The organism is Desulfobacterales bacterium, assembly GCA_034520365.1.
Taxonomy (GTDB): Bacteria; Desulfobacterota; Desulfobacteria; order Desulfobacterales; family Desulfosalsimonadaceae; genus M55B175.
Genome location: JAXHNP010000003.1, coordinates 92231 through 109755, shown reverse-complemented (window position 1 = coordinate 109755; position 17525 = coordinate 92231). Strand labels below are relative to the sequence as shown.

General features: G+C 53.2%; 18 protein-coding genes. 13 read left to right on the top strand and 5 right to left on the bottom strand.

What is annotated here, in order from left to right:
- Nucleotides 1–20: 20 nt before the first annotated feature.
- From U5L07_03715 to U5L07_03695, 5 genes are all read left to right on the top strand, one after another.
- Complete coding sequence (locus U5L07_03715; protein MDZ7830838.1) at nt 21–974, top strand: VacJ family lipoprotein; 954 nt, start codon at nt 21–23, stop codon at nt 972–974.
- Nucleotides 975–1008: 34 nt separating this feature from the next.
- Complete coding sequence (locus tag U5L07_03710) at nt 1009–1569, top strand: ABC transporter substrate-binding protein (GenBank protein MDZ7830837.1); 561 nt, start codon at nt 1009–1011, stop codon at nt 1567–1569.
- A gap of 54 nt (nt 1570–1623) precedes the next feature.
- The gene (locus U5L07_03705) at nt 1624–4149 is read left to right on the top strand and encodes an MMPL family transporter (protein ID MDZ7830836.1); all 2526 of its coding nucleotides are present in this window, start codon (nt 1624–1626) and stop codon (nt 4147–4149) included.
- 25 nt (nt 4150–4174) lie between these two features.
- The gene (locus tag U5L07_03700) at nt 4175–5494 is read left to right on the top strand and encodes an amidohydrolase (protein MDZ7830835.1); all 1320 of its coding nucleotides are present in this window, start codon (nt 4175–4177) and stop codon (nt 5492–5494) included.
- A 68-nt stretch (nt 5495–5562) separates the two neighbouring features.
- On the top strand, nt 5563–6735 hold the full coding sequence (locus tag U5L07_03695) for a DNA polymerase IV (protein ID MDZ7830834.1): 1173 nt from the start codon (nt 5563–5565) through the stop codon (nt 6733–6735).
- Here the strand turns inward: U5L07_03695 and U5L07_03690 are convergent.
- Nucleotides 6720–7604 carry a DUF1207 domain-containing protein gene (locus U5L07_03690; GenBank protein MDZ7830833.1) on the bottom strand — a complete coding sequence of 295 codons (885 nt, stop codon included), beginning with the start codon at nt 7602–7604 and terminating at the stop codon, nt 6720–6722. The genes U5L07_03695 and U5L07_03690 overlap by 16 nt on opposite strands.
- A gap of 424 nt (nt 7605–8028) precedes the next feature.
- Between U5L07_03690 and U5L07_03685 the strand changes: the two genes are divergently transcribed.
- Both U5L07_03685 and U5L07_03680 read left to right on the top strand, forming a co-directional pair.
- Complete coding sequence (locus U5L07_03685) at nt 8029–9678, top strand: SpoIIE family protein phosphatase (GenBank protein ID MDZ7830832.1); 1650 nt, start codon at nt 8029–8031, stop codon at nt 9676–9678.
- Nucleotides 9679–9743: 65 nt separating this feature from the next.
- A complete protein-coding gene (locus U5L07_03680) occupies nt 9744–10082 on the top strand; it encodes an STAS domain-containing protein (GenBank protein ID MDZ7830831.1) in 339 nt (112 codons plus the stop codon).
- A 5-nt stretch (nt 10083–10087) separates the two neighbouring features.
- Here the strand turns inward: U5L07_03680 and U5L07_03675 are convergent, their stop codons facing one another.
- The 4 genes from U5L07_03675 to U5L07_03660 form a co-directional block, all read right to left on the bottom strand.
- Nucleotides 10088–11239: a peptidoglycan bridge formation glycyltransferase FemA/FemB family protein gene (locus U5L07_03675; protein MDZ7830830.1), complete on the bottom strand. Its 1152-nt coding sequence runs from the start codon at nt 11237–11239 to the stop codon at nt 10088–10090.
- 322 nt (nt 11240–11561) lie between these two features.
- Nucleotides 11562–11828, bottom strand: coding sequence for a hypothetical protein (locus U5L07_03670; GenBank protein ID MDZ7830829.1), 267 nt, complete (start codon nt 11826–11828; stop codon nt 11562–11564).
- Nucleotides 11829–11856: 28 nt separating this feature from the next.
- Nucleotides 11857–12279, bottom strand: a complete 423-nt coding sequence (locus U5L07_03665; GenBank protein MDZ7830828.1) for a PaaI family thioesterase — start codon at nt 12277–12279, stop codon at nt 11857–11859.
- A gap of 127 nt (nt 12280–12406) precedes the next feature.
- A complete protein-coding gene (locus U5L07_03660; GenBank protein MDZ7830827.1) occupies nt 12407–12826 on the bottom strand; it encodes a PilZ domain-containing protein in 420 nt (139 codons plus the stop codon).
- Nucleotides 12827–13043: 217 nt separating this feature from the next.
- Between U5L07_03660 and U5L07_03655 the strand changes: the two genes are divergently transcribed.
- From U5L07_03655 to U5L07_03630, 6 genes are all read left to right on the top strand, one after another.
- Nucleotides 13044–13202, top strand: a complete 159-nt coding sequence (locus U5L07_03655; protein ID MDZ7830826.1) for a hypothetical protein — start codon at nt 13044–13046, stop codon at nt 13200–13202.
- Nucleotides 13199–14068: an EamA family transporter gene (locus U5L07_03650; protein MDZ7830825.1), complete on the top strand. Its 870-nt coding sequence runs from the start codon at nt 13199–13201 to the stop codon at nt 14066–14068. Before U5L07_03655 ends, U5L07_03650 begins: the two co-directional genes overlap by 4 nt.
- 13 nt (nt 14069–14081) lie before the next feature.
- The gene (locus U5L07_03645; protein MDZ7830824.1) at nt 14082–15248 is read left to right on the top strand and encodes a M48 family metallopeptidase; all 1167 of its coding nucleotides are present in this window, start codon (nt 14082–14084) and stop codon (nt 15246–15248) included.
- Nucleotides 15249–15281: 33 nt separating this feature from the next.
- On the top strand, nt 15282–15944 hold the full coding sequence (locus U5L07_03640) for a TIGR00266 family protein (protein MDZ7830823.1): 663 nt from the start codon (nt 15282–15284) through the stop codon (nt 15942–15944).
- Nucleotides 15945–15955: 11 nt separating this feature from the next.
- Nucleotides 15956–16639, top strand: a complete 684-nt coding sequence (locus tag U5L07_03635) for a TIGR00266 family protein (protein ID MDZ7830822.1) — start codon at nt 15956–15958, stop codon at nt 16637–16639.
- Between the two features lie 185 nt (nt 16640–16824).
- Nucleotides 16825–17511: a TIGR00266 family protein gene (locus U5L07_03630; GenBank protein ID MDZ7830821.1), complete on the top strand. Its 687-nt coding sequence runs from the start codon at nt 16825–16827 to the stop codon at nt 17509–17511.
- Nucleotides 17512–17525 lie beyond the last annotated feature (14 nt).

The window sequence follows — 17525 nt, the reverse complement described above, 5'->3', positions numbered from 1 at the left end:
GAGTTTCAAAACCCCGGCTCATGCGAAGCGAAAAATTAATGGACCGCGGGGATTTACATGATTATGATAATCATACCAAACGGATCGATGAAAACCGAATAACAGGGTTATCCATGGGGCAGCGGATACGAGAAGAATACGAATGCAGATGGCAGCTGTTTATCTCTATAGGCGCTAAACTCGTTCTGCTTGCAGCACTCTGGAGCATTATCATGGGGGGCTTTCCCGCAGTGGCGGAAGAGACGCCCAGGCATTGGAAAACAGTGTCAGGAGATCCCCTTAGTCAAGCCGAGCCGGCGATCAGCGGCGAAAAAGATTCTGAATTCGGCGGGTTTGACGAATTCGAGGAGTTTGAGTCTGAAGACGAACCAGGGGTGTTTGATCCTTTGATCGGGTATAACCGGATCATGACCCGGGTAAATGACCGGCTTTATTTCTGGGTGTTAAAACCCAGTGCCCGGGCCTATGGGGCTGTGATGCCAAAGTTTGCCAGACAGTGCATCCGCCGGTTTTTCGACAATTTAGGGTTTCCGGTCCGGTTTGCCAACAATCTGCTGCAGTTAAAATTGGCGGCAGCCGGTATTGAAACAGCCAGGTTTTCGGTAAATTCAACGCTGGGGATTGCCGGATTTATGGATCCGGCAAAAGAGGGCTTCAATTTAACGCCGAAGGAAGAGGATTTCGGTCAGACATTGGGCCATTACGGGCTAAGCGGGGGATTTCATTTGGTTCTGCCCTTACTGGGGCCTTCGAATTTCAGAGATACCCTGGGTGCGGTGCCGGATGATTATCTGGACCCGGTCTATTACGTTCCGGATATTTATATTTCCGCAGGCGCCCCGGTCTTTCGGATCGTGAACCAAACGTCGCTAAGTCTTGGTCAGTACGAAAGCTTTAGCAAGGACGCCATGGATATGTATATTTTATTTCGTAACGCGTATGAACAAAATCGTAAAAGAGAGGTCGAGGAATAAGATGCGAAAATTTATTTGTTTATGGACAGTTTTTATGCTGCTGGCATGTGCGGCGGCTGCCCCGGTCATGGCTGAGGACGCCGAGGATGTTTCTCAGTTGATGAAGAATAAAATTGACGCGGTGCTGACAGTGCTCGAAAAAGCGGACATGGCCGAGGCGGGGAAAAAAGACAAGATCATGGCCATTGTGGAGCCGGTCATTGATTTTGAGTTGATGGCCAAGCTGACGCTGGGTAAAACCAACTGGGCGCGCCTGTCTGAATCGGAGCAGGAGAAATTCATTGATCTCTTTGTGGAGCGCTTAAAAGCCTCTTATCTTGATAAAACCACGCTGTATGCGGATCAGGAGGTTGTTTATCATTCCGCTTACAAAAAGGGGAGCAAAATTTATGTCCCCATGGATGTGGAAACCGAGGATACGACCGCCAATGTCCTGTATAAGTTTTATTCGGCCGGCAGTCAGTGGAAGGTATATGATGTTGAAATCAATGGCGTCAGCCTGATCAAGAGCTACCGCTCCCAATTCGATGAGATTCTGCGAAGCGGGACGGTCGGGGATCTTTTTGAGGAACTGAAATCGTCTGCGGCAGAGTAATCCGCGGCAGATTATTCGTCATTTTCTATCTAACCAATTAAAACGGGTTGTTTTATGCCGAGACGGTCATCGCTGATAAACCGCTTCTATGACAGGGTTGTCCTTTCCCATCCGCGCAAGATTATTGCCTGTCTGTTAATCATCATCGCGATCCTCGGGTTTTTTGCCAAAGATTTTCAGATTGATGCCTCCGCGGATACGCTGGTCAATGAAACCAGTGAAGATATCCAGTTCGCCTGGAAAATCTACAACCGCTATGGGGTGCAGGATTTCCTCTTTATCGCCTATACCCCGAAAAACGCGGATCTCCTGTCGGATGCGGTGTTAGAGGATATTGCCGAACTTAAAGAGAAGATCAGCCGGATAAAGCGGGTGGTATCCGTGGTCACCCTTTTGGATGCCCCCCTGTTGAAGAGCCCGCCCGTTGCGATAAGCGAGATGACGGGGGACCTTCCCACTCTGCGGTCGGATCGGGTCAATAAGGAGATGGCCCGAAGGGAACTTAAGACCAGTCCGATATACCAGAATCTTCTGGTCAGCCCGGATCTTAAGACTACCGGGATTCAGGTCACGTTTGAAGAAGACACCCATTATCGGGATCTGATAGTCCGGCGGGTTGAAATGGAGAAAAAGGCTGAAGAGCAGGGCCTGTCCGCCGCAGAGCAGGCGGAGTACAGCCGGATTATAGAGGAAATCCGGCATCTTCGCGATCAATTTAACGCCCAGCGGGATGCGGATATTAAACAGATCCGCGAGATCATGAAAAAATACGAGGATGATGCCGAGCTCTTTCTGGGCGGGGTGAGCATGATCGCCCATGACCTGATCCGGTTTATCAAAAACGACCTCAAGGTCTTTGGTCTGGGGGTGGTCTGCCTGCTGGTCATCGTTCTGGGCATCATTTTCCGGCGGCCCCGATGGGTGATTCTGCCCATGCTCTGCTGCGGGCTTTCAGCCATTGCCATGGTCGGGCTTCTGGGCCTTTTCGGATGGCAGGTGACGGTGATCTCATCAAATTTTATCTCTCTGCAGCTGATTATCACCATGGCGATTTCGGTTCATCTGATTGTCCGCTACCGTGAGCTGTTATGCGACCATCCGGAGGAAGACCACCGCAAACTGGTACTGGAGACCATGCGGTTCAAGCTCACCCCCATTTTCTTTGCGGCGCTTACCTCCGGGGCCGGGTTTGCCTCCCTAATGCTCGCAGATATAAAACCGGTGATTACCTTTGGCTGGATGATGGTCGGCGGGATTGTGGTATCTCTGTTGATTACCGTCACATTTTTGCCGGCGGTGCTGGTGCTGCTCAAAAAGACCGATCCGCCGCCGGTGTGCGGGGGAAGCATTCTTTTAACCACTTTTTTGAGCAGGTTTACTGAAAAGTGGGGCCGGTTCATTTTGATTCTAAGTCTTCTGGCGCTCCTGATAAGCGGCATCGGCATCTCCAGGCTCGAAGTGGAGAACTCATTTGTGAATTACTTCAAGGAATCCACCGAAATATACAAGGGCATGAAGGTGATCGACCAGAAGCTGGGCGGCACCACGCCCATGGATGTGGTGATCGATCTGGGAGGTGCCGGGCAGACAGAAGGTGAGGCAAACAGCCCCGAAGCCGATGATACTGGCGGCGAGTTTGATATGTTCTCCGAGTTCAATGCCGCGGATAGCGGCAATCAGTATTGGTTTACTCCCTATAAGATGCAGAAGATTCTGGAGATTCATAATTATCTGGACAGTCTGCCTGAGACCGGCAAGGTGCTTTCCCTGGGCACCCTGATGAAAGTGGCCCGGGATCTCAATAATGGCAGAAGTCTGGACAGTTTCGAGCTGTCCCTGGTGTATAACGAAATTCCGGAGAAGTTCCGGAAAGATCTGGTCAGGCCTTTTGTCTCCATCGAGCACAACCAGATCCGGTTTATGGCCAGGGTTCAGGACACCAACCCAACGCTTCGCAGAAATGAGCTGATCAACGATATCCAGCATGAACTGACCCACGGGTTTGGCTATGATTCGAAGGATGTGCGGCTGACCGGTCTTTTGGTGCTTTATAACAATGTGCTCCAAACCCTTTTTGAAACTCAGATTTTGACCCTGGGGGTTGTGCTCCTGGCCTTGATGCTGATGTTTTTCATGCTTTTCAAATCGCTTAAGTTAGCCCTTATTGCCGTTTTTCCAAATTTAATAGCGGTCTCTGTAGTTTTAGGCGTCATGGGCTGGGCCGGCATTCCATTGGATATCATGACCATCACCATCGCCGCTATCAGTGTCGGTATCGCCGTGGATAACACCATCCATTACATCCATCGGTTCAAAAAGGAGATCCGTGTGGACAGGGACTATATTGCGGCCATGCATCGCTGCCACGGCAGCATCGGCTATGCCATGTATTATACCACCATTGTCATTGTTCTGGGGTTTTCCATTCTGACCCTGTCAAACTTTATTCCCACGATTATTTTCGGTTTGATGACCGGGGTGGCCATGCTGATTGCCCTTTTGGCGTCACTGACCCTTCTGCCCCGGCTGATTATTATATTCAAGCCCTGGCAGCCGGTCCGAAAACCCGGGAAGGGATAGCCGGAAGTAGGCTTGGAGTTTTTCTATGACGTATGATCGCATCATCTACAACGGCTGCGTGATCACCGTCAATCCGGCCTTCGACATTATTTATGACGGGATGGTGGCGATCCGGGACGGACGGATTACCCGGGTCGAAAAAAAGCCCCGTAATTTTGATGCATATGCGGCGGATGATTGGGTGGATGCGGCCGGCGGTCTGATTCTGCCGGGACTGGTAAATACCCATGTGCATCTGCCCATGTCGCTATTTAGGGGACTGGCCGATGACCTGCCGCTCTCCGAGTGGCTGAATGACCATATTTTCCCCGCGGAGTTCCGCTACATTAACGAGGCCGCCATAAAGATCGGGACCCGGCTTTCCTGCCTGGAAATGCTTTTGTCCGGCACCACCACCTGCTGCGATGGTTATTTTATGGAGGACTTCGTCGCTGAAGCCCTGCTTGAGACCGGCATGCGGGGCGTGCTTGCCCAGGGGGTCATTGATTTTCCGGCGCCCGGGTCGCCCGATCCGGCACGGAATGTGGAAACCGCCGCCGACTATGTATCAAGATGGCAGGGCGCGTCGGATCGCCTCACCCCATCGATTTTCTGCCATTCCCCGTATACCTGCTCGGCAGAAACATTAGTCCGGGCCAAGGCGGCGGCCGCCAAAGCCGGGGTGCGATTCCAGATCCATGTGGCGGAAACCCGCGGCGAGGCGGATCAGATTGCGGGGGCAGACGGCCTGTCACCAGTGAAATATCTGGATCGCCTGGGCATTCTGGATGAACAGACCCTGATCTCCCACGCCGTATGGGTGGATGAAGCAGATACAGCCATCCTGGCCGCCAAAAAAGTCAATGTTTCGCATAATCCGGAGAGCAATATGAAGCTTGCCTCGGGGGTGGCCCCGGTGCCGGATTTTCTGAGCGCCGGGATTTTGGTGGGCCTGGGCACGGACGGGTGCGCCAGCAACAATAACCTGGATATGTTTATGGAAATGGATACCGCCGCCAAACTCCATAAGGTGATGGCCAATGACCCCACGGTCATGGATGCCAAAACCGTTTTGCGCATGGCCGCCATCGAAGGGGCCCGGGCCATCGGGCTGGATGATCGGATCGGCTCCATTGAATGCGGCAAAGAGGCGGATTTGATTGTTGTGGACATTCGAAAACCCCACCTGACGCCTATGTATCACCCGGAATCCCATCTGGTATATGCGGTGCGGGGCGCGGATGTGAAATATGTGTTTATCGGGGGTGAAGCGCGGGTCAGAAACGGGGAAGTCATCGGCCTGGATGCCGATGAAACGATGCAGGCGGCGGCAGCGCTCGGCCGCCGGATCTGGCAGACAGACTGACGGGAGTTTAGTTCAAAGGGTGAAGTCAAAGGATGTATCGGCTTTATTGATTGTTTACCTAATACCCAATGATCCTACACGTGGACATGGACGCTTTTTTTGCCTCGGTCGAGGTCCTGGACAACCCCGGGCTGGCCGGCAAATGTGTGATTGTGGGGGGCATGTCCGGCCGGGGGGTGGTGTCTGCGGCAAGCTATGAGGCCCGCAAGTACGGCGTGCATTCAGCCATGCCCATGTATCAGGCCAGACAGCGGTGCCCGCACGGGGTTTTCCGCCCTCCGCGGCGTCAACGGTACAAGGCGTTATCCCAAATGGTAATGACCATCCTGGACCGCTTTTCGCCGCTGGTGGAGCCGGTCTCAATTGACGAGGCATATGTGGATATCACCGGATGCGGCACACTTCATGGCTCCCCGGAGGCGATCGGTTGCGCGATTAAGGAAAGTATTCGGGATGAAACCGGGCTGACCTGCACGGTGGGTATTGCGCCGCTTAAATTTCTCGCAAAGATCGCCTCTGACATGGATAAGCCCGATGGCCTGACGGTGATTGCCGAGCCGGCAGTCCCTGATTTTATTGCCCGCCTTCCGGTCAATAAGGTCCCGGGGGTAGGCCGCCATACCCGGGAGCATCTGGAGCGGCTGGGCATAACTACGCTCGGGGATATTCAAAAGTATTCGATAGAGCAGCTGACCCGGCGGTTTGGAAAATACGGGAAGCGGCTGGCTGATCTGGCGGCAGGTATTGATGATTCAGAGGTCCGGACGATTCGCCCGGTAAAATCTGTCAGCAGCGAGGAGACCCTGCCGGCGGATACGCGGGATATGGCGCTTTTGCGGCGTTATCTGCTGAAGCAGGCCGAGGACGTGGGCCGGCAGCTGAGAAAGGAGGAACTTTTAGCCCGGACGGTTACGCTCAAAGTAAAGCACGCGGATTTCACCCAGATTACCCGGCAGATGGGGCTTGCCGGGCAGACCCGCTCATCTGAAACCCTTTTTAAGGCGGCCTGCCGGCTGCTGGCCGAGTATAAAATCACCCAGCCGGTCCGGCTCATCGGTATGGGCGCATCGGATTTATCTGATCACACCGCGCCCGTTCAGATGTCATTATTTGATGATCCGGCGTCCGGGGATTTAAAATGGGAGGCGCTGGGCCGTGCGGTTGACGCCGTTACCCGGCGCTTTGGCCGGGATGTGGTGAAAAAAGCCGAGCTGTTTGAAAAGGATCAGAAGCCGAAATAGATGCCTGCCCCGTAAGATTCCATGTCATAGTCATAGAACTGGCCATAGGGGATGAATCCGTTGTAATATTCGAGCATGACTTGAATATAGCGGCTCTGATGATCCAACTCTTTGAAGGCGATCCCGGTCTTTACGCTGTAGCCGGGGGTCCAGTGAAGCTCCTGGAATCCTTTGATGTCAAGGCCTGCGACCAATGCCCCCCAGGGTAGAAGCTCTCCTGTGCCCTGGTATTCGATACCGCCCTGATAGCCCCAGCGGTCTAAATTTCCCGGATCGCGCTCTATCAGGAAATGGAGGCCGCCATAGGTCCGGATCTGCTGCCAGGTAAACGCCGCCAGAAAGTCAATGGCTTCATTGTCAAAGTTGGTCCGGGTATCTGCCAGCCGCGGATGCTTGAGAAGGTATTCATCCCCCAGGTGAGAGCTTTGGTGATAGACGCGAAGACGGGTGGACAGGGCGTCAATCCGGTAATTCCAGGTCACACCGATATTATAATCCGAATTAAGGAGATCGTCGGAGTCGGAGTTCAGATCAAACTGGGAGAAAAGTCCGCCTTTTAAACTTAACTGCCAGGCATGCTGATCCCCAAGATGTTTTCTGATCAGACCGAAGTTTTCGCCGAATCCGACGGATGCACCGGTGAAGTCGCTTCTGAATTCATTGTCGTAATTATTGATGCTGAGAAAAAACCGGGGCTCTTTAGGGTCTGCCACCAGGGGGGAGAATACGTCCCCGCTTGGAAAGATCTCCCATTGCGATCGGGGCGACTGCTCGGCAAGGGCCGGACCGGGCGATGCCGTCATCCCCAGGGATAATCCAAGAATGGCAATTCCCAGGATTAAATGTTTGATGTATCTGGTTTTGTTCACCTCAGCCTCCAAAATGGTTTTGAGTTCAGCCGGGGGCTTTATATTCACAGGTCAAGGAATTCAGGGTTTGTTGGCCGCCGGTATTGGTTATATGCTCAAAATCTGGATACGAAATATTTGTTAAACTGTCAATACGAGCTGTGGCGGAATCACGGTGAATTTGTTCTGGCGAGAAACCCCATTACCATGGGGTTTCTCGCATGTGAGGTCGGCACGGTGGCCGACCCTACAAAATGTCGGCATTGTCGCGTAGGGCGGGCCACCGTGCCCGCCTGAAAAATAGATAGAACAAATTTACCGTGGTGGCGGAATTGAAAATCGATTGACCCCTTAGGTGGAGTCGGGTAAAAGTAGGGCATTTGGCAAATAGTTGATATGGTTTTAAATAAAAGCGCAGCCGCCATGTGAAAAAAATTTTGCGAATATGACGGTATCTGAATCATTTACCAGAGAAGCGGATAGGCCCGATGAATCCCCGCCCCGGGTGCTCATTGCAGATGACGATCCCACCACGCGCCGGATACTGGAGCGGACCCTTGAAAAGGCGGGCTTTCTGCCAATATCGGTCGCAAGCGGCACGGAAGCGGTGGAAAACCTGTCAGATGAGATCTGTGCGGTGATTTTAGACATCCAGATGCCGGGCATGAGCGGGCTTGAATGCTTGAACTACATCAACCGGGCCTACCCGGATTTGTCGCCCATCATGCTGACCGCCAGCGATGAGGTTTCGGATGCGGTCTATGCCATGAAGCATGGCGCCTTTGATTATATCGTAAAGCCGTTTCATGCCCCGCAGATCACCGCGCTTGTGACCCATGCGGTCCGCTCTTTTGAGCAGACCATCCGCCTGCGGCAGACGGAGGAAAGCCTTAAAGAAGCCCGGGAAAATGAGATCTATGTGGCCTCCCGGATTCAGCAGTCTCTGCTGCTGGGCCGTCCGCCCGCGGACTTTCCGGGGCTTGAAATCGCCCACTTAACCATTCCATCCCAGGCAATTGACGGGGATTTTTATGATTTTATCCGCCTGGATTCGGAATCCATGGATCTGGTGGTGGCTGATGTCATGGGAAAAGGGATTCGGGCCGCATTTATCGGGGCCGCCCTGAAGAGCTATTTTCTCCGCGTGGTCAATGAAGCCCGGCTGTCCTCTGAGGGCCGGGTCAACATCGCGCCCGAAGAGATCGTGGATTCCGTATACAGCCACATGATCGCCCAGCTCCAGGAACTGGAATCCTTTGTCACGCTTTTTTACGCCAGATTCTATCCCAAGCAAAACCGCCTGACATTCGTTGACTGCGGTCACGTGCGTCCCCTCCATTTTCATCATAGAACACGCTCGGTCAGCCTGCTCAAAGGCGAAAACATGCCCCTGGGGTTTCCGGAGAAGAAGCCGTTCCGGCAGTTTAATGTCTCCTTTGAGGCTGAAGATCTGTTTTTGTTTTACTCGGACGGGCTCACGGAAGCCAGCCGCCCGGACGGCGAAATGTTCGGCGAAAAGCGCTTGATCGCATTGTTAGAGGCGCACGCGGCGGATACGCCGGAGGGCCTGGTCCAAACCATCCGCCGGGAGATAAGGGATTTTTCCGGTTCATCGGAATTTGCGGATGATTTCACCTGCATCCCGGTCAAGATCGAGGCCAATGCCGTGCCCCTTGAGCTTCTGGGCCGCCAGGCGATGGTATTTGACAGCCGCATGGAGGAATTGCAGAAGGTTCGGCGGTTTATTCGGATATTCGGGAAGAAATACATGCGCCGGGCCTCTGATGAGCCCCGGATCGCGGGCATTGAGCTGGCCGCCGTGGAGCTGACCACAAATATCATCCGCCACGCCTATGACAGCCAGCCGGGGCACCCCGTCCGCCTGGAGGCGATCGCCTATCCCCGGGAAATGACGCTTTCTTTCTATGACCGGGGCAACCCCTTTGACCCGGACAAGGTTCCCGCGCCGGTGCTTGACGGGTCCAAAGAGGGAGGGATGGGGGTCTATATTGTTGAACAGTCGGTGGATGATATTACCTATTCCAGAAACGAATACGGGGAAAACTGCGCCCGGATGCTGGTCCGCTGGTGTTAGCCGGTTTTTTTTATGACTTATGAGATGCTATAATCCAATCCAATATATTCTACGGAGTCAGGCAAATGACAGTTAAAATGAAAGTTAACACCTATATGGGCGTGACGGTTGTGGACCTGCGGGAAAAAGCCCTGGATGCAAGCAACAGCGAGCAATTTAAAAAAAGTATGGCCGAGACCCTGCAATCGCATGACAAGGTGGTAATTGATTTGACCCGGGTGGAGTTTGTGGACAGCTCGGGGTGCGGCGCGCTTTTGTCCTGCCTGCGGCAGCTGGGCGACCGGGGCGGGGAATTGAAACTGTGCAGCGTACAGAAAAATGTCGAGCGGCTCTTTGAACTGGTGCGGATGAACCGGATCATCGATATCTATCCATCCAAAGAGGAGGCGCTGAAGGGGTTTTAAAATTTTCAGGAAACAAATGCGGGCCCTGCCATCTCCTGGGCCCGGTAGAGGTCATAGCGGGATTCATCATAGGGGTAATCCCAGCACCCTTGCCGGTGAATCATCTCCCCGCCGAATCCGGTTTTGAACCGGTACAAGCCGTACATGGGATGATAGGGGTCCGGATAGGGCGCTGTGCCGAAGAGGTCGTAATCGTAGCAGCCGACAGTCTTGGCCTTGCATATGGCCGCCCATTGAAGGGCATAGGAGGGCATCAGATGGCTTTTTCTTAAAGATGAGGCGCCGTAAAGGTAGGTGGCCCGGCTGCCTGCGATCGCCAGGAGGATGCCGGCCACAGGTTTTCCCTCCACTTCCGCCAAGAGCAGGTGCATGCTTGCCGGAGAGCTGGTGTCTGCCGCTTTTACTTCAAGCCCGGCTTTAAAATAGTCCAGGCTGTTTAGCATCATGCCGTGCCGAGCCGCTGTCTGACAGTAGATATCATACCAGGCGGCCAGATCCTGGATACCGGCTTCGCGCACCCGCACCCCTTTTCGGCCGGAAAGCCGGATGTTATAGCGGGTCTTGGGCTTCATCCGTTTCAACAGCCGGTCCCGGTCAGTGGTTACATCCAGAATCACCGTATCCGTGGGCAAAAGATCCGTGGGCGCTTTGCGGAGGTTCCAGCGTTTGGTGTCAAAGTTCATGCGCATCTCACGAATCCCTGTCCGGGGTTTGCCCATCCATATGTCATTTTCGGCATACCGGCTTCCATCCGACGCCCATGGGGATTCCCAGGGCAGATCATACCGGATGAAAAAACAGTTCGCCGGCAGATGCGGCCGAATACGTTCAGACAGTTGTTCAAGCCAGCGGCCCCGGCGATCCGCATCAGGAAGCCGCTCCGGGCCGAAGGGGACATAGGCCATGCTGCCCGCCGCACCAAGTGAGCGAATTACCACCAGCATGTCATGGCTTGCCCGGGCTTTTTCCCACTGGGCCGCGCCGTGCAGCGTCTCTGTCACCGGCAGCTCTTCGGTCGGTAAATCCGTCGGGGTTATGGCAAAGGCCCGGGCCTGACGGCCCTGCTGTTTTTTGAGCCGTCCCCAGAAGGCGGACTGCTGAAGATGGATGCCGGGTTCAATATATTTGGTCGGTTTGGGGTGAACGCTTATTTGCATAGATCTATCCGTCTCGATCGAGTCTAAAAAAATTTAAAACGCCTCCTTTATTAAAAAATTGACCAAATGTCAAACTATGCAAAATGTTCTCCACGGTGAATTTGTTCTGGCGAACAACCCCATAACCATGGGGTTGTTCGCATGTAAGGTCGGCACGGTGGCCGACCCTACAAAATGTCGGCATTGTCGCGTAGGGCGGGCCACCGTGCCCGCCTGAAAAATAGATAGAACAAATTTACCGTGAAATGTTCTCAAAGGATTATCCGGCTGGCCCACTACCGTCACCTCGGCCACGGCCGGGGGTGATTAAGCGGGAAGGAAATTATTTAAGGGGTCGGTTTTTAATGGATCGGATTTCGCCGGTTTCCGCCAGAATTTTAAAAACCTTGTAGCTTCGGTCCCCGACAAAGACGGACTGGCCGACGCCGCCGGCTGCCACCGGGCTTTTGTAGCTGACTGTTATCAGCCAGAACTTGTCATCGTCAGTTAATTCAGCTTCTTCAAAAAGGATTTTTCCCAGGTTGTCATCCGGGTAGAGTTTGGTCAGATGGTCAATGGCTTTTTGGGATGCTTCGTTGACGTCAATCATTTTCTTTTTAACCGATTTGGGTGTTAAATCAAGAATACTTTTTTATGGCAAATGTGGCGCTCATTTTTGCAACCATCCGGCCATCGGCCGTAATGTCGCATTCGGTATGCATCAGCGTTTTTCCCGGATACACCACGCGGGCGGCAGCCAGCAGCTTACCGGAAGTAGCCGGTTGGTAGAACATGGCGTTTAAGTTGGTGGTGGTAAATCGATCCCCTTTCTCAATCTTTGTATAAACCGCAGTGCCCATGGCCACATCGGCCAAAGAGCAAAGGATGCCGCCCTGAACTGTTCCGGATGAATTCAGATGCGGTTCCGACAAAGTAAGGTTGATGTCAGCCGATCCGTTCTCAAAGTTTAGAATCTTTGTGCCGATCAAAGCCGCCGACGGCGACGGAGAGATCTCGCCGCTTCGCCAGGCGTTTAAGAATTTTTCAATCTCCTTATCCAAAGTGCTTGAACTCCTTGAGTCTGTGAATCCGGTTTGAAAAAAAACCGCTCAAAAAAACTATCGCATGAGATACGGGTTTAAAAGAGAAGTTTTATACGGGCAGGGCGTTGGGGATGGATTTTTCGGTTTATGGCGACCACCAGTCGATAATGGATTGATCAAATTTAACGCCGATGCCTTTATCGTCAATTCGGGCGATTTCACCGGTGACTTTCAGATTGTCTTTGGTCTCCGGATGCGAAAAGGTCAGGATTAATTGATTACCCCGATGAAATTTGGGTAACTGGCTTTTAGCGGTTTCAATATACATACCGCCGGCGCTGAAGTTAATGGCCAGGCCGTTGTAGAGTCTGTCCCCGACTGCGTAATCCACATTGATCAGATAATCTTTTCGGGGGTGCTTCCGCCGGATGGAACTTTTTTCCCCGTTTTCATGACGTTCCAGTTCCGTCAAGAGGTTGCGCCGTTCTTCAAGCGGCATTTTGTTAATGATGCCGTAAATTTTTGAAGTGACCAGGGCCAGATCACTGTCTATTTTTTGGCTCATCAGCGGGGACCTTGTCAGGGTTTTTTGGGATTAACCTAAATTGAGCATTCCAAATTTTTGGTCATTTATAATCATATAATAAAATAAATTAGGGATTTGTCAATTTTTTTTATTTCTTGTCCGCCAAAATTTTGATAGATAAGTGTTTCAAATTCGATTAGAAAATAGATTCTAACCGATCGTTTAGATCTAAAGTTATGGACAATAAAAGCGTATCATGGCTGATATATTAAAAACTTCCGATAAAGGCTTTTGGAGCCGGCCGGCGGATCATATCCAAAAGGCGGACATGGCCATGTATGATGCCAAGCGCCGGCCGGATCAGGTCTTTGCCTATGCCGATGCCGCCAGGATTTCTCCGGAAACAGCCCAATGACCTGGTTTATTTTTGCCCTCTTGACGGCCTTGGCGGCGGCATCCCAGGACGCCTGGGTAAAGAAGTGGTTCTCCCATCTCACCGCCTATGAAATGTTTGTCTATCCGCTGGCCTATGCGCTGCCGCTGACCTCCGTAACTCTGGTGTTCGTGCCGATCCCGGATCTGGATCGGGTTTTCTGGCTCAGTTTTTGGGCCAGCATCCCGTTAAATGCCGTTCCGTTTGTGCTTTACATGAAAGCCATCAAGGAGTCACCCTTGTCCTTGACCCTGCCATACCTCGCCTTTACGCCGGTTTTCATGATCGCCACAGGCTACCTCTTTCTGGGCGAGATGCCGGATCATTGGGGAATTTTAGGGATTGCCGCGGTGTGTATCGGCAGCTACGTGTTAAATATCCAGAGCGGTCAGCGCTCCGTATGGGACCCGTTCCGCGCCATGGGCCGGGAAGCCGGCTCCCGGATTATGCTGCTGGTCGCCTTTATCTTCAGTTTTTCAGCCGTCATCGGCAAACTGGCGATTCTTCATTCATCGGTGATGTTTTTCCAGATGAGTTTTTTTAGCGCGCTGAGTCTGGTGTTGATCATACTGTTTACCGGCATTCGGGTGGTTTCCGTGAAAAAGATTCTCCGTATGCCGGTAAAAGGGGCAATCGCCGGTATTTTGCTTTATTTTCACATATTATTTCACGGATATGCCATCTCCCTTGCCAAAGCGGCGTATATGATCTCCGTCAAGCGCCTGAGCATCCTGTTCGGGGTCATTTACGGGGGAATGGTTTTTCGCGAGGATAATATCGTTATTCGATTTGCGGGGGCTTTCTTAATGTTTCTGGGCACCGCGCTGATCCTTTTAAAGGCCGGGTAGGCAGGAACTGCTTATGCATCCATCCAGCCAGCACGGGCGTTACGCCGCCGGCGCGTTTAATGAGGAGCTGCCGGGCGGCCGGGCGTCGGGCACGCTAAGCGCGGCCGGCGGCTATTTGCTGTTTGAAAGCCAGGCCGCCTCGATTCGCCTGCCGCTTTCCGGTATAACCGTCAAGCCGGGCGGGGCGGGCAAGCGCTTGATTTTTTTCAACCATCCGGAGGTTCCCGGATGGACGGTGTATACGCCGGATCGGTCTATTCTAACGGATTTTCAACTGGCCCATCTGCCGGGGGTTCAGCAGATTCGCCGGGAGCGGCGCCGTTTTAGGCTTTGCTCCGCCGCCGCTGCTATGATGGTTTTTATCGCCATTTTGGCTTCCGCTTATGGGGTTTTTAAACTCAAAGTCCCGCTCACCCGGGCTGTGGCCGCCCGGGTACCGGCCGAATGGGAAGAGAATCTGGGCGATATGATGATTGCCCAGTTTAAAAAGCAGCAGCCGTTTATCGAAGATGAAAAGCCCCTTGACCTGCTTGAATCGTTTTTTGCCCCGCTTTCCCAAAATATTCCGGATGCCGGATACGGATTTGCGCTCCATGTGGTGAAAAACCCCTCTATTAACGCGTTTGCCCTGCCGGGCGGTGATATCGTGCTCTACACCGGTTTGATTCACTCAGCGGATTCCATTGAGGAACTTCTGGGCGTGCTTGCCCATGAGGCCGCCCATGTGACCCAGCAGCACAGCATGCGCCAGTTAATCGGATCTGCCGGCGTATTTATTCTGGTTCAGGCATTTTTCGGCGATGTCTCCGGGCTTTTGGCGGTGATTGTGGAAAACAGCGAATGGCTGATTAACCTTAAATACTCCCGGGACTATGAGCGGGAGGCGGATGATACCGGTTGGCAGTATCTGATGGCAGCCGATATCGATCCCCGCGGCATGATCACGTTTTTTGAAAAATTAAACGCCCGGCAGCCCGACCGGGATCTGCCGGTCGGGCTAAAGAAGCGCCTTGAATTTTTAAGCACCCATCCGACAACGGATGAGCGGATCGCCCGCCTGAAGCAAAAAGCAGCCGAACTTTCAGGAAAAACGCATTTCAGGCGGTTTGAGATAGATGTTGACCAGCTCAAGCAGTGCCTGCCGGATAACGGCGGCTCAGCAGCAGAGCTTTTACCTTAACCAAACCGTGCTGAAAGAAAGGAAAGAACGCTTATGAATGTGACTCTAAATGGCGCCCCGTCATTTGCCTACCTCCATGTGGATTTGGACCCCGGGGAATCCATCCTGGCCGAGTCCGACGCCATGAGCAGCATGGCCGCGGATATGGACATGAAGCCCCGAATAAACGGCAATTTTTTTTCGGCCCTTGGGAAAAAGCTCTTTGGCAAAGAGTCGTTTTTCATCAATGAATTTATCAATAACACCGATCAACCCCGCCGGGTGACGCTCACCCAGCGCACCCCGGGCGACATCCGGGAGGTCAGTTTAAACGGGGAAGCCATCTGCTTACAGCCCGGCGCCTATATCAGCTCCAGCCCCGAGCTTGATCTCTCCGTTCAATGGGCGGGGTTCGGCTCCTGGATGGCCCGCGAAGGTTTGTTCCGGCTTAAGGTCAAGGGCACGGGAAAACTCTGGTACGGGGCCTACGGCCAGCTTCTGGACCGCCGGGTGGATGGGGAGATGATAGTGGATACCAGCCATCTGGTGGCCTATGACCCGGACATCAAGCTGAAGCTGCAGCTTGCCGGCCGGCTGTTTTCGAGTTTTTTCAGCGGCGAGGGGCTGATCACCCGGGTTGAGGGAAGCGGCAACATTACCATCCAGACCCGGAGCCTTGCCGGCCTTACGAACTGGTTGAATCCGAAACTCTACTAAAAGGAGCGCATATGCAGGTTGAGATATTTAGCGGCCCGGGCAATGCCGCGGCCAAAATAGATCTGGCCCCCAACGAAACATGCACGGCCGAGGCCGGCGCCATGATTTCCATGAGCCATGATATGTCGGTTGACACCACCACCCATAAAAAGGGCAGCGGCGGGGTATTAAAGGGTGCCAAGCGCATGTTTGCCGGGGAATCCTTTTTTCTGAATCATTTCACGCCCGGCCCCGGCGGCGGGGAGGTCTGGGTGGCGCCCACCCTTGCCGGGGATATGATGGCCTATGAGTTGGCCAGTGAAAAAATGATCGTCCAGGGCGGCTCGTTTGTGGCCGCCGAGTCGGGGTTGGATATTGATCTGGGCTGGGAGGGATTTAAATCTTTGTTTTCCGGTGAATCCCTGTTCTGGATACACCTGGCCGGCAGCGGCAAGGCCGTACTGAATGCATTCGGGGCGATTTATCCGGTTTCGGTGGATGGCGACTATATTGTGGATACCGGCCATATTGTGGCATTTAATGAGACGCTTGATTTTTCCATCACCAAGGCGGGAAAATCCTGGGTCGGTTCCTTTCTCGGCGGCGAGGCGCTGGTCTGCAAATTTTCCGGTAAGGGCACGGTCTGGTGCCAGTCGCACAATCCATACAGTTTTGGCCAGGCTTTGGGGCCCATGCTAAGGCCGCGCAAAGCATGATGGCTTCGCAAAATGTCCAATATCTTTGTTGCGCTGCATCCCTCGGAATTTCACGTACGATTAAGTACGCTGCATTCCGCGGGATTTGCGCGCCGCGATCTTGAACATTTTGCTTTGCCATTTCTAAATCGACTTTTTACGAGACTGTCAAGGAACCATAATTCAATTTTTCTCTGGAGGATATGATGGCAAGCGAACATTCTGAATTTCCCTATACCATTGACGGACGCCCGGATTTCAGTTTTTTGACGGTTAAAATGGCCAAGGGTACGACCCTGAAAGTGGAGGCCTCGGCCATGGCCACCATGGATACGAATATCACCATGAAAACCCGGCTGAAGGGCGGTTTCGGCCGGATGGTGACCGGCGAGTCCCTGTTTATCAACGAATTCACGGCAGAAGGCGGCAGCGGAGAGATCGGGATCGCGCCCGGGCCGGCCGGTGATATGGCGCATGCGTATTTGAACGGCAACACCATTTTTCTGCAGAACTCCGCATTCGTGGCAAGCAGCATGGGTGTATCGATTGAGACGAAGTGGCAGGGGATGGTCAAAGGCTTTTTTTCCGGGGAGTCCTTGTTTTTAATCCGCTGCAGCGGGACCGGGGATCTCTGGTTTAACACGTTCGGCGCCATGATCCCGGTGGACGTGGATGGGGAGTACGTGGTAGACACCAGCTATATCGTGGCCTTTACCGAAGGCCTGGACTACCGGGTAAAATCCGTGGGCGGCTACAAATCCCTGTTTTTCTCGGGCGAAGGCCTGGTCTGCTGGTTTTCCGGCAAGGGCCGGGTATGGATCCAGACCCGTCAGCTGCCCGGCTTTATCACCTGGATAAATCCGTTCCGGCGGGTGCGGAAGAAGAAGTCCTGATTTTTCTAGTTAAA

What these genes read in the sequence shown, in the direction of transcription:
- U5L07_03715 (MDZ7830838.1), top strand. Translation starts at nt 21, where the DNA reads ATGCGAAGCGAAAAATTAATGGACCGCGGGGATTTACATGATTATGAT.
- U5L07_03650 (MDZ7830825.1), top strand. Translation starts at nt 13,199, where the DNA reads ATGACCTGGTTTATTTTTGCCCTCTTGACGGCCTTGGCGGCGGCATCC.
- U5L07_03705 (MDZ7830836.1), top strand. Translation starts at nt 1,624, where the DNA reads ATGCCGAGACGGTCATCGCTGATAAACCGCTTCTATGACAGGGTTGTC.
- U5L07_03630 (MDZ7830821.1), top strand. Translation starts at nt 16,825, where the DNA reads ATGGCAAGCGAACATTCTGAATTTCCCTATACCATTGACGGACGCCCG.
- U5L07_03655 (MDZ7830826.1), top strand. Translation starts at nt 13,044, where the DNA reads ATGGCTGATATATTAAAAACTTCCGATAAAGGCTTTTGGAGCCGGCCG.
- U5L07_03675 (MDZ7830830.1), bottom strand. Translation starts at nt 11,239, where the DNA reads ATGCAAATAAGCGTTCACCCCAAACCGACCAAATATATTGAACCCGGC.
- U5L07_03700 (MDZ7830835.1), top strand. Translation starts at nt 4,175, where the DNA reads ATGACGTATGATCGCATCATCTACAACGGCTGCGTGATCACCGTCAAT.
- U5L07_03710 (MDZ7830837.1), top strand. Translation starts at nt 1,009, where the DNA reads ATGCTGCTGGCATGTGCGGCGGCTGCCCCGGTCATGGCTGAGGACGCC.
- U5L07_03645 (MDZ7830824.1), top strand. Translation starts at nt 14,082, where the DNA reads ATGCATCCATCCAGCCAGCACGGGCGTTACGCCGCCGGCGCGTTTAAT.
- U5L07_03635 (MDZ7830822.1), top strand. Translation starts at nt 15,956, where the DNA reads ATGCAGGTTGAGATATTTAGCGGCCCGGGCAATGCCGCGGCCAAAATA.
- U5L07_03685 (MDZ7830832.1), top strand. Translation starts at nt 8,029, where the DNA reads ATGACGGTATCTGAATCATTTACCAGAGAAGCGGATAGGCCCGATGAA.
- U5L07_03660 (MDZ7830827.1), bottom strand. Translation starts at nt 12,826, where the DNA reads ATGAGCCAAAAAATAGACAGTGATCTGGCCCTGGTCACTTCAAAAATT.
- U5L07_03680 (MDZ7830831.1), top strand. Translation starts at nt 9,744, where the DNA reads ATGACAGTTAAAATGAAAGTTAACACCTATATGGGCGTGACGGTTGTG.
- U5L07_03670 (MDZ7830829.1), bottom strand. Translation starts at nt 11,828, where the DNA reads ATGATTGACGTCAACGAAGCATCCCAAAAAGCCATTGACCATCTGACC.
- U5L07_03640 (MDZ7830823.1), top strand. Translation starts at nt 15,282, where the DNA reads ATGAATGTGACTCTAAATGGCGCCCCGTCATTTGCCTACCTCCATGTG.
- U5L07_03695 (MDZ7830834.1), top strand. Translation starts at nt 5,563, where the DNA reads ATGATCCTACACGTGGACATGGACGCTTTTTTTGCCTCGGTCGAGGTC.